Origin of the sequence: Neobittarella massiliensis (ex Bilen et al. 2018) (assembly GCF_014269355.1) — a bacterium.
Classification (GTDB): domain Bacteria; phylum Bacillota; class Clostridia; order Oscillospirales; family Ruminococcaceae; genus Neobittarella; species Neobittarella massiliensis.
The window spans coordinates 1-12,017 of the sequence record NZ_JACOGI010000002.1 but is presented as its reverse complement, the minus strand read 5'-3'; the positions used below and the strand labels follow the sequence as shown (position 1 = coordinate 12,017).

Annotated in this window: 8 protein-coding genes; 1 reads left to right on the top strand and 7 read right to left on the bottom strand. The window is 60.0% G+C overall.

Features of this window, described 5'->3' with window-relative positions; translation table 11 throughout:
* Positions 1–5: 5 nt before the first annotated feature.
* Positions 6–926 (bottom strand): PfkB family carbohydrate kinase, encoded by a 921-nt coding sequence (locus H8K20_RS09185; protein WP_186488243.1) that lies wholly within the window; start codon positions 924–926, stop codon positions 6–8.
* A gap of 480 nt (positions 927–1,406) precedes the next feature.
* Between H8K20_RS09185 and H8K20_RS09180 the strand changes: the two genes are divergently transcribed.
* Positions 1,407–2,150, top strand: a complete 744-nt coding sequence (locus tag H8K20_RS09180) for a GntR family transcriptional regulator (protein WP_186488242.1) — start codon at positions 1,407–1,409, stop codon at positions 2,148–2,150.
* A 160-nt stretch (positions 2,151–2,310) separates the two neighbouring features.
* On the opposite strand, the gene H8K20_RS09175 is transcribed toward H8K20_RS09180, so the two are convergent.
* From H8K20_RS09175 to H8K20_RS09150, 6 genes are all read right to left on the bottom strand, one after another.
* On the bottom strand, positions 2,311–4,014 hold the full coding sequence (locus H8K20_RS09175; RefSeq protein ID WP_186488241.1) for a glycoside hydrolase family 13 protein: 1,704 nt from the start codon (positions 4,012–4,014) through the stop codon (positions 2,311–2,313).
* A gap of 211 nt (positions 4,015–4,225) precedes the next feature.
* Positions 4,226–6,406 (bottom strand): Tex family protein, encoded by a 2,181-nt coding sequence (locus H8K20_RS09170; RefSeq protein WP_186488240.1) that lies wholly within the window; start codon positions 6,404–6,406, stop codon positions 4,226–4,228.
* A gap of 202 nt (positions 6,407–6,608) precedes the next feature.
* Entirely contained in the window at positions 6,609–7,991 is a 1,383-nt protein-coding gene (locus H8K20_RS09165; protein WP_186488239.1) for a DUF4340 domain-containing protein, read from the bottom strand.
* Positions 7,992–9,455, bottom strand: coding sequence for a GldG family protein (locus H8K20_RS09160; protein WP_105205958.1), 1,464 nt, complete (start codon positions 9,453–9,455; stop codon positions 7,992–7,994).
* A gap of 52 nt (positions 9,456–9,507) precedes the next feature.
* Positions 9,508–10,215 (bottom strand): ABC transporter permease, encoded by a 708-nt coding sequence (locus H8K20_RS09155; protein WP_105205959.1) that lies wholly within the window; start codon positions 10,213–10,215, stop codon positions 9,508–9,510.
* 3 nt (positions 10,216–10,218) lie between these two features.
* A complete protein-coding gene (locus H8K20_RS09150) occupies positions 10,219–11,235 on the bottom strand; it encodes an ABC transporter ATP-binding protein (RefSeq protein ID WP_105205960.1) in 1,017 nt (338 codons plus the stop codon).
* Positions 11,236–12,017 lie beyond the last annotated feature (782 nt).

Here is a 12,017-nt window from a genome sequence, read left to right as displayed (position 1 = left end):
ATAAGTCAGTGCAGGCGGGGCAGCAGGTGCGAAAACTGCTGCGCGAACCGGTCGCGGGCCATAGCGGCTGAGGGCAGACCTGTTTGCCCTCCCAGCTGCTCTACCACAAAACTGGCCACCACCGCCCCAAAATGGGCGGCGGTCACCGGGTCGCTGCCGCGCATCAGCGCGTGCACCGTACCGGTAGCAAACGAGTCACCGGCGCCGGTCGACTCGGTCACCTGCTGTGGGCGGGCAACCGGTACCGGAGTGTCAAACCCCTGTTGCCACACTGTGCTGCCGCGGGCCCCGTCGGTGACGAACAGCAGCAGATCGGGGTACTGTGCCTGCAGTTGGGCAGGACCGCTAAAGCCTCCGGCCTGCATGAGCAGATCCAGCTCGTGGCTGTTGAGAAATAGCGCCGCTGCCGCAGGCAGCCAGGACAGCAGCGCCGGGCCGGTAATGCCGGAAAAGACCACCTTTTTGCCCTGCTGTACCGCCTGCTCGAGCAAATCGATACAGAAATCGCCCAACACCGGGGTGACGATCACCCAGTCGTCGAGCTGGGCAGGCTGCCGGTAGCGGGCCACGGCGCTGGCGCCGGGGTAGGCAAAGCACATGGTGGTGCCGTCGGGCTGCATGTACAGGTGGGCAAAACCGCTGGGCACATCGGGCACGTGTACCAGCTGCCGGCAGTCGACCCCCTGCTGCTCAAAGGGATTTTGGCCGGGGGGATAGCAAAAGTCGTTTCCCACCGGGTAGAACAGCCGCGGCGTAAAGCCGCCCAGCCGGGCAAAGCCCACGGCCATGTTGATGGCGCAGCCGCCAAACAGCGGTTTTTGACAGGGCTGATCGATAAATACGATATCCCCAAACCGGGGCAGAGCATCTACCGTATAGGCCCAGTCGTATACGGCGGCCGCCCCCACGATCGAGATACAGGACATATGAACACCTCCTGCTGGTTAACTTGTATTAAGAATAGCACAAGTTAAAGCCGGCTGTCAATGCCCGCATTGCATTTTCTGGTGTGTTCTGCCATAATAAAAAATAGCCGACATACGGCATACCGCGGCCAAGGCCGCTCTCTGTATGGGGCGCAGGGCCCCCATACAGTACATTTTTTAAAAACGCCGGCAGCTGTCTATCGCCAGCTGTGCGACCGCTCCCAAGATCGCAGATCTTGGGAGCTTGTGTTACAAAATTACCCGGCGACTTTTGCGTTCAGCCGGGGTGTATAGACATATGACTGCACCGCCTGGCAAGCACTTTTTTGTGCGTGTGCTTTTGCCTTTACCCGATAGTGCCGGCATCCGCAGATTCGGCGGTGCTGTGCGCTACTGCGAAAAAGTTCAGCGGTTCAGTTGGCACTGGCCGGTCGAGGGCATCTCTGCCACCATCAAACCTACAAAATGAGGAGGCTCTTTATGGCAGCCGTCGGTATCGATAAAAATGATCCTACCCCTCTGTACTACCAGATCGCCCAGGATATGCGGGCGAAGATCGCCTCCGGGCGCTGGGGACCGGAGGACAAGCTCCCCTCTGAAAATCAGCTCACCGCCCAATATGGGGTCAGCCGTATCGCCGTGCGCCAGGCGCTGGCCGAGCTGGAGAAAGACGGTCTCATCGTCAAGCGCCGCGGTAAAGGCAGCTTTCTCACCCGGCGGGCGGTGCCGTTCGTGCACGCCATGGACTACACGCTTACCTCCTCCCAGCGCTTTGCCGGAGAAGGGGTATCCCTCACGGCACAGGTGCTGTGCTGCCGACAGCTGACCGCCGGGCAGCTGGCCGACAGCCGCACCGGCTTTGTGTTGGAGGAACCGGCAGTGTTTTATCGCCGCCTGTTTTTGCTGGAGGGCCGGCCGGTGGCGCTCTCCTGCTCCTGGCTGCCGCAGCAGCTGGTGCCGGGACTGGGCGACAGCCCGCTGCCCCAGGGGCGCATCTCCCCCCAGCTGTACCGCCGTTATGGGCTGCAGGCCTCGCGGGTGGAGGACTATCTGGAGGTGGTAGCCCCCACCGCCAGTGAGGCCCAGCAGCTGCAGATCACCCGCGAGAGCAGCCTGTTGCTGCTCAAAGGCACCGCCTACCTGCTGGATGGCCGCGCGCTGGAGCACTCGGCCACGCTGTGGGTGGGGGACCGGGTGCGCTTTAAATTCGGCTACAGCCTGTAGCGATGTCGTAAACAAAAAATGGTGCGGTTGCCGCCGATCCAAATAGCCACAACAAAAGAGAAAAACAAAAAAGGGAGAATTCCACACTCTGTAAAAAGATGTGGAATACTCCCTTTTTAATTTGCAGATCTGTACGCGCCCTAAATGGCGGTAAAGCGAACTAGTCGCCGCAGATGAGGGTAAAGCACTCGTAGGGGCGCAGCGTCACGGTGCCAGACAGCGCTAAGTCGGGGTAGTTTTGCAGCAAGACGGTGACATTTTCGCCGGTAAACGCCGCCGGCAGATCAAAGCTGACCTCGTGGTCGGTAAAGTTGTTGGCGCACAGCAGGTCCTGGCCGTCGCAGTGGCGGGTGTAGCAAAACAGCTCGGTGCTGTCGGGCTGCAGGAGGGCAAAGTCGCCGTAGGCGATCACGTCCCACTGCTTTCTCTTGGCGATGAGCTCCCGGTAGAAGTTTAAGATCGAATCGGGGTCTTTCTCCTGGCTCGCCACGTTGATGCGGGGGTAGTTGTCTACCACCTCGATCCAGGGCTCGTCGGCGGTGGTAAAGCCGGCGTTTTTGCTGTCGTCCCACTGCATGGGGGTGCGGCCGTTGTCGCGTGCCCGGTCGCAGAACAGCTGCAGCCATTTCTGCGGGTCCTCGCCGCCCTCGATCACGTGCTCCCGGTAGGTATTATACACCTCGACATCGCGGAATTTATCCACGCTGTCGTAGTGGACGTTGGTCATGCCAATCTCGTCGCCCTGGAAGATGTAGGGGGTGCCCTGCATCATGTAAAAGCAGTTGGCCAGCATTTTGGCCGACTGTTTCCAGTACTTGCCGTCATCGCCAAAGCGGCTCACGGCGCGGCACTGGTCGTGGTTGCCCATAAACAGCGCCAGCCAGCCGCTATTGTGCAGGCCGGTCTGCCAGCGGGCCAGTTCCGACTTGAGCAGCGGCAGATCCAGCGGCTTGGGGGCGAATTTGTCAAACCCCTCCTGGTCGACATTGAGGATATCAAAGGGGTAGAGCATGTCCAGCTCCTGACGGTCGGGGCCGCAGTAGCCGCGGGCGGTGTCCATGTCCACATAGGCCACTTCCGCCACCGTCATGGCCCCGTATTTAGAGAATACCCGCCGGTTCAGGGTGTTAAAATGCTCGTGTACCCGGGGCTTGTTGGCGTAGTGCTCGGTGGCAAAACCGTACTTGGAACCGGGCAGCGGCTCCACGTCGGGGTAGCCGGGCTCTTTGTAGAGGTAGTTGATGGCGTCGAGGCGGAACCCATCTACCCCCAGCTCGATCCAGAAACGCATGATGTCCACTACTTCATCCACCACTTTGGGGTTTTCCCAGTTTAAGTCGGGCTGTTTGACCGCAAAGGTGTGCAGGTAGTACTCGTCGGTAGCGGGGTTTTTCTCCCACATGCTGCCGCCGAACACCGACATCCAGTTCGAGGGCTCGCTGCCGTCTGCCCGTCCGGGCTTAAAGATGTAGTAGTCGTGGTAGGGGCTGTCTTTTGACTGGCAGGCCTGGCGAAACCAGGGGTGCTCGTCGCTGGTGTGGTTGCCCACAAAGTCCATCACAAAGCGCATGCCCCGCCGGTGCACGCCGTCCACCATCTCCCGCCACTGCTCCATGGTGCCAAAGGCGGGGTCGATATCCCGGTAGTCGGCCACGTCGTAGCCGTTATCGGCCTTGGGCGACACGAAGTAGGGGCAGGACCACACCACGTCGACCCCCAGGCTCTTGATGTAGTCGAGCTTGGCGGTGATACCGGCCAGGTCGCCCTCGCCGTCGCCGTTAGCGTCGAAAAAGCTGCGGGGGTAGATCTGGTACACGGTGGCGTTGCGCCACCACTTTTCCTCGTGTTTAAGTCTCTCGTTCATGGGTTCTCCATTTCTCCGGCGATAATCCGTGCGGCGGGAAGAGATTTTGCCGCAGGTGAAAAATAGAAAAGCACATGCTCCTTTTCGGCCCTTTTCTACCGCCGGGAAACGATAAAGGCCGACACACCTCTAGTATAGTGGCCCGCCGCCCATTTGACAAGGCGGCGCGGTGGTTTTTTGGGTTTTTGTGCGCTTTCGGGGACGGGTGCTATCAGTCGGGGCCCACCATGCTCAGCGATATGCGCCCGCGTCCGGTATCCACCTCCAGCACCCACACCGTCACGATGTCGCCCACCTTCACCACGTCCAGCGGGTGCTTGACAAACGACTTGGACAGCCGCGAGATGTGCACCAACCCGTCCTGGTGTACCCCGATATCCACAAAGGCGCCAAAGTCGATAACGTTGCGCACCGTCCCCTGCAGCTGCATGCCCGGCTTTAAGTCGGCGATGTCCATCAGGTCGCTGCGCAGAAGCGGCGGGGGCAGTTCGTCGCGGGGGTCGCGGCCGGGGGTCAGCAGCTCGTCTATCATGTCCTGCAGGGTGTAGTCGCCGGCGCCGGTCTCCCGCTGCAATGCCTGGCTGCCCAGCTCCGCCGCCCGCTGCCGCAGCTGGCTCAGGTCGCCGTGCAGCAGGTCCTTTTTGCTGTACCCACACAGGGCCAGCAGCTTTTTTGCTGCCGGGTAGCTCTCGGGGTGCACGGCGGTGGTGTCCAGCGGGTCTTTGGCGGCCGCCGGGTCCAGCCGCAAAAAGCCCGCCGCCTGCGAAAAGGCTTTTGGGCCCAATCCCTTGACCTTTTTGAGTTGTGTCCGGCTGGTAAAGGCGCCGTTTTCCTCGCGGAATGCGACGATGTTTTTGGCCACCACCGGCGATAGCCCCGCCACCCGCCGCAGCAGCGAGGGAGAGGCGGTATTTAGGTCCACCCCCACCGCGTTGACGCAGTCCTCCACCACCCCGTCCAGGGCATGATCCAGCTGGGCGGCGGGCATGTCGTGCTGGTACTGGCCCACACCGATGCTCTTGGGGTCTATTTTCACCAGTTCGGCCAGCGGGTCCTGCAGCCGCCGGGCAATAGAGATGGCACTGCGCAGCGACACGTCGTACTGGGGGAACTCCTCGGCCGCCAGCTTGGAGGCCGAGTACACCGAGGCCCCCGCCTCGCTCACCACCAGGTAGGATACGTCCAGCTTGTTTTCCCGTATCAGGTCAGCCACAAAGATCTCCGACTCCTTCGAGGCGGTGCCGTTGCCGATAGCAATGGCTCGCACCCCGTGCTTACTGATGAGGTCCAGCAGCGTCTCTGCGGCCTGCCGGGTCTTTTTTTGCGGCGGAGTGGGGTAGACGACGGTGGTGGCCAGTACCTTGCCGGTATCGTCGACCACCGCGATCTTGCAGCCGGTGCGGTAGGCCGGGTCAAAGCCCATCGTCACCATCTGGCGCACCGGCGGCTGCATCAGCAGCTGTTTTAGATTTTGGCCAAACAGATTGATGGCCCCTTCCACCGCCCGCTCGGTCAGTTGGGAGCGGATCTCGCGGGTGACCGAGGGCAGGATCAGCCGGTCAAAGGCATCCTCCGCCGCCCGGTACAGGTAACTGCTGTAGGGGTGCCGCCCCGGCAGGCAGCGCTGTAGCGCCCCCAGCGCCCGCGGTCGGTCAAATTGCAGCGACACCTTGAGCAGGCCGGCCTTTTCACCCCGGTCGATGGCCAATACCTGGTGCCCGGCCAGCCGCTGCAGCGGCTGCGAGAAGTCCTGATAGGTGCGGTACACGCTCTCCTGGCAGCCCTCTTTGCCCTGACAGCACAGCGCCGCCCCAGAGAGCAGCAGCTCCCGCAGCGCATGGCGCACCTGGGCGCTGTCGGATATCTGCTCGGCCACGATGTCCATGGCCCCGGCAATGGCCGCCTGTACGGTGTCGAGGGCGTTTTCAGCCGTGTTCTGTGGGGCGGTGAAGGCCAGCGCCACCCGCTCAAGGTCCGGCCCGTCACTGCCTGCCGGCCGCCTGCCGGTGAAGATACAGTCGGCCAGCGGCTCCAGCCCTTTTTCCCGGGCAATACTGGCGCGGGTGCGGCGCTTGGGCCGGTAGGGACGGTACAGATCCTCCAGTTCGGTCAGAGTGGTGGCGGCATCTATTTGGGCCTGCAAGGCAGCCGTCATGAGCCCCTGCCGGCCGATGGCCTGTCCTACCTCGGCGCGGCGGCTGTCCAGCCCCCGCAGATATTCCAGCCGGTCGCTCAACTGGCGCAGCAGCTGGTCGTCGAGGTTGCCGGTGCGCTCCTTGCGATAGCGGGCGATAAAAGGGATGGTATTCCCCTCATCGATCAGCTCAACGGCCGCTGCCGCACTCTTGAGTGGGATGTGCAGTTCCTGGCTCAGTCTCTGTGTGATGTCCATGGTGATTGCTCCTTTATGCGGTGTGTTGGTATACTGGTGTGTTGCTATGTTGGCGCACCGGTGTATCGGGCCGTCAAAAACAGTGATACCCAGTCCTGCGACCGGGTATCACTCTGCCCCCGACGGGGGATCTTTTACTTGTGGTCCGGGCGCTCTGCCGCCCGGGCAGCGGGGCGCAGTGCCGGCCGCCGGCCGGTATGCGCTACCACTGTTTAGAGACTTGTTTGCCGGCCTGCAGGTTTTCGACCCCCTGTTTGAGGGCATCTAACAGCGCCCGGCGGGCAAGCCCCAGGTCCTGCCCGTTTTTCTGCACCAGCAGCTTGCGGCTCTCGGTACTAAACAGGGCCATCACGTCCTGGTTGCCGTCGTTATAGGTAAAGGTGATCGCAGCCACCTGCTCGCCTTTTTGGGCGCTGCCGATCTGTTCCTCCGGCCGGGCGCTGCAAAGCAGCTGGTACATCTCGCCAAATAGTTTGGCGTCTGTCGCCTGCCCGTTGCAGGTGCCGGTCCTGGTGGCGGCATCGGTCACCGCCAGCACCGTCTTTTCGCCGTCAATATCCAGCGTCACCTCGCGCACCTGATCCATTGCGGGGGCGGTGGCGTATTTGTTGAGGATATCAAAGGGGGATATCTCCAGCCAGTTGACCACGTAGTCGGCCAGCTTGAACACCACCGGATAGCCGTCGCGCATGGCGTAATAGATATCGCCGTCGGCCCTGCCGATGAGTACCTTGATGGCGCTATCTCCTTCGCCCAGCAGCAGGTAGCTCTGGGGGGCGTCCAGCCCATAGCCGGCCAGCTGTTCCGGCGTGGGGTCGACCGCTATGGCGCTCGAGGCTCTGAACTGCACCAGATTGGTGAAGTTCTCGGCAAAGAAGGCGGGGTCGACATATCCCTGGGCCGCGCCGGAGACCCGGTATTTAAAGAAGTTGCCATACCCGTCGGTCACCTGCTGCGACTGGATGTTCTCGATGACGAACACTCCGCTGGCATTTTGAAACTCCGCCCGCTTCAGGTTGTCTGAGGAGGTGGAGTCGTACGGCGACAGCTCCAGATCGATCAGGTCCAGGTCCTGCCCGGTCAGATAGGCCAGCGCGTTGGCGCTGCCGGCGTAGATGGCGTCTTTGCCGGCAATGCGGAAGTAGCGCCCGCCGCCGTCTATCTCGTCGCCGAACTCCAACTTGACGCTGGTGCCGTCGGTATAGGTGACGGTGGCGGTACCCTGTATCTGGTCCAGTCCGTACTTGGCATTGTCGTCGGCGCTGTCGCTCACCTTTTGGGTGGCGCTGATCTTGGCCGCGGTCTTTGAGCACTCGTAGATCTTATTTTTGCCCAGGGGGATATCGCCCAGTGACGGCACCTGCCAGCTGCCGGTAGTTACCTGTATAAACTGATAGCTGCCCTTTTCATTCTCTACCGCCAGCGAGGCCACCTCGTCTACCGGCCGATCAGTCAGCACGAACGAGGGCCCATCCTGCCCCCCCTCCTCTTTTTCGGGGAGCAGTAGCAGCACGGCAATAGCCGCCGCCACCACCAGCAGCGCTCCCAGCAGCAAAAAAATGGTCCGCTTTTGCTTTTTGCCCATTTACAGGTGCCTCCTGCGCAGGTATACGAATATGCCGCAGCCAAGCACCGCCACCGGCACGATGACGATAAACAGCGCAAACATCATGTTGCTCTCGTCCTGCTTGATGTCGAGATAGCCGCCCGAGACCCGTTTGGGCTCGATGGTGACCATATCGCCGCGGTCGGTCACCGTGTTGGCCAGGCTGGTCAGCAGCTTGGCGTTGCCCAGGCTCGACTCGGCCAGCAGCGACTCGTTGATAAAGTTGACGCTGCCAAACACCGCCACGTAAGAGGACTTGTCGCTGATGGTCTTGGTGCTGATGGCCGCCGCCGTGGGGTACTGCACCATGTCCTGGGCGGTGGCCTTCCAGTTGCTGGGGGCGTCCTCGGGGTAGATGCCCGCCTGGTCGCCGTAGCGGATGAGCGTCGACACCTTGATGGCGTCGCTGGTGTTGGTTTCTTCCAGCGGCACGCAGTAGGGGATAGAGGGGAACAGATTTTTCTCGATGAGAGCCGAGGTAAAGCTGTTCTGGGTAAAGTCGGCGATGGTGTTGAAGCGGTCGCTCTGGATCACGCGGGAGTTGTCGCCCTCAAACAGCACGCCCGGCTTTACGGTAATGCCCCACTCGGCCAGATAGCTCTCCAGCTTGGGCAGTTCGGGCTGCTCGCTGTCGGCAAAGTATAGGAGCGTTTTGCCGTAGTCGCCGCCGTTGGTCAAAAAGGTATCCAGCTTGTCGATCTCCTCATCGGTAAAGTCGCGTTTGGGGCCGCAGAGGATGAGGATCGAGCTCTCGGGGCGGATGGGGTCGCTGTTGCCCACGATGTTCTGGGTGTCCACATCAAAGCTGTTTTGCTGCAGCAGGTTCGACAGCGGCTCGGCGGTGAACTCGTCGTGGCCGGTGAGCACCGTGACCTTGGTGGCCTCTTTCGAGGTGGCGATCAAAATGCCCGAGGCCAGCGTGCTCTCGGCTTTGGAGGAGATGATGCGGCTGCCGTAGGCCGTGGTCTGCAGGTTAAACAGGTCGGCGCCGCCGATGTGCACGTTGCGGGTGCTCGAAGAGATGATCACGTCGTTTTCATTGAGCTCCAGGTCGGGGAACTTCGATTTGAACGACGGGTCTTTGACCATGTTCACGTACTCCAGCGTCACGTTTTTGTTGCCGGCAAACAGTTTAAACATCTCGTTGGCCTGCGAGTAGTTGGGGTCCAGCCCCGTCTGGCCGCTGCCGGCCACATAGGTGCTCTCGTCGTTGAGCACATAGATGGTCACCGGCTCGGTCAGGGTGCCCAGCACCTCTTTGCTCTCGTCCGACAGCTTAAAGGCGGTGGACGGAGTCAGGTCCAGCGTCAGCGAGAACCGGTCGCTGAGCAGGCCCATCACCACGTTGACAGCTACCGCCAGCACAATGACGCCGACGGTGAGGAGGGTGGCAAAGCTTCCGTAGCGAAATTTCCTGCTTTTTGCCGTTTTGGGTTGTTTCATCAGTTAGATTCCTCCGTAAATGTCTTGTTTGCGCACGCGCGGGTACACAGTGTCAGCTCCAGCGCCGCTTGTCGATGATGCGGACGGTGAAGAAGATGAACAGCGCGGCAAAGCTCACAAAGAACACCACCGAGGCTATGTCGATGACGCCAATGGTGAAGTTTGCGAAATTCTGTACCACCGACAGGCTCAGCAGCACCTGGCGGAGGCCCGCCATCGGGATCTGCTTGACCAGGGTGTCAAAAAAGGTCAGTAGGAAGAGCGATGCGACAAAGCTGGCGATGGCGGCGATCATCTGGTTTTCGGTCAGTACCGAGATGAACATGCCCACCGCGATCAGCGCTGCGCCGGACAGCGCGTAGCCGATAAAGCAGCCCAGCACCATAGACCAGCTCACCGACGAAAAGGCCGACATGAACAGCGCGTATACCAGCGTGATAGCGCTGCCGCACAGGTACAGCGCAAAGGAGGAGAGGAACTTGCCCAGCACCAGCTCGCTCAGTGTGATGGGGGCGGTGAGCAGCGCCTGGTCGGTCTTGAGCTTTTTGTCCTCGCTGAACAGGCGCATGGTCAAAATGGGGATCAAAATGATGCCCGCGCTGCACAGCGATACGAACAGCGGCCGCATATCAGTCGAGGTGGCCTGCAGGTTATTGATGTAAAACAAGATGCCCGAGTACACGAACACCGCCGCCAGATAGATATAGCCCAGCGGGGAGGTGAAGTAGGCGCGAAATTCCCGTTTGAATATGGCTCTCATGATCTACTCTTCGCCTCCTGTGTGCTTTTTACTCTTTTTGGAAAACCGGCTCTTTTTCTCCGGCTCGGTCTTTTCCTGGCTGGTCTGGGCGTCGTCGCTCACCAGCCGCAGGAAGATATCCTCCAGCGTCATCTCGCTGCCCTTGAGGCCGATCAGCTGCCAGCCGTGGCGCGACAGCGTCTCAAACAGCGCGCCGCGCACGTCTTTGCCCTCTTTGGGCTCGATAGAAAACTCGTACGAGCCGGCCTCTTTCGAGCCCAGCGGGGTGCACGACTGCACGTCCGGCAGCTGGCGGATGGCCGCCAGCACTTCCTGCTCGTCGCCCACCACCCGCGCGGTCACCTTGCTCGAGCCGCTGAGCACTTTCGACAGGTTGTCCGGGGTGTCGTCGGCCACCAGCCGGCCCTTGTCGATGACGATGACCCGTTCACATACCGCCTGGATCTCGGGCAGGATGTGCGAGGACAGGATCACGGTGTGCTTTTGGCCCAGGTCTTTGATCAGATTGCGGATGTCGATGATCTGCTTGGGGTCCAGGCCAACCGTGGGCTCGTCCAATATCAGCACGTCGGGGTTGCCCACCAGCGCGCCGGCCACGCCCACGCGCTGCCGGTAGCCTTTAGACAGGTTCTTGATCAGCCGGCCGGCCACGTGGTCGATCTTTACGGTCTTGCAGATCTCCTCGATGTGTTCGGCCCGGGGCAGCTTTACCTTTTTCAGGTCGTAGAGGAAGTTCAGGTACTCGGTCACCGTCATGTCCACATACAAAGGCGGCAGCTCGGGCAGGTAACCGATGTGGCGCTTGGCCTCCAGCGGCTCCTCTAAAATGTCGTGCCCGTCCACCAGCACCGTACCCGAAGTGGAGGATAGATACCCGGTGATGATATTCATGGTCGTCGACTTGCCGGCGCCGTTGGGCCCCAAAAAGCCCAGGATCTCCCCCTTGTTGATGGTGAAGCTGATATCGTCCACCGCGGCTTTTTTGCCGTAGCGCTTCACGAGGTTTTTGACTTCTATCATGTTTGCAAACCGTGCCTTTCTCTTGCCGCGGTCAGACCAGCGCGGCGAAATCGTAATGGAAAAGCGGCAGCGCCGCCGGCCGGCGGTCGTCTGCGCGCTGTCTGCACATAGCTCTATCCTAGCAAAAATGCCGCCGCTATGTGTTAAAAAACTAGAAAAGTTTCTTTCCCATTATAAACGAATACCGGCAGTAGCACAATGCGTAAGCGGCCAGAAACCGCCGATTTGTGGTGCTGTTTAAAAAATCTTGGGGCCCATCGGTCTAACTGCACAAAGAAAGCCGCCAAATGTGACCTCCAGGTGAAAATACTGTGTACAAGCTGCAAAGTAAACTTTGTTCCTATATAATAGGCCGCAGAGGTTTTACACTTTCTGTCAAAAGGCGATCTCTCGCAACAAAAAGGAAAATATTGCATTCTGTAATGTTATCGTCCCACATAGCCCATCTTTTATAACCCCAAGTATAACTTGTAAAGTTTTTTGTCGTATTTGCAAAAAAGATGTAAAAAAGGCGTTGACAGGCGGTAAGGGGTGTGGTAATATAAACAAGCTGTCAGCGACAGGGGGCCGAGAAAACGGCCTAACAGTCGGGTTTGTCGGCGGGGGCGAAAAGCTCCGGCGAAAAAAACATCTCAAAAAGGTGTTGACAAACTGGCGGTCGCGTGATAGAATAAGGAACAGCGCTAAACGAGGCGCTGGACCACACGGACCTTGAAAATTGAACAATACTAAAGCTTGAACGGAACCCAAGATTCTAGATTTCTAGATAAAGAAATCATTCA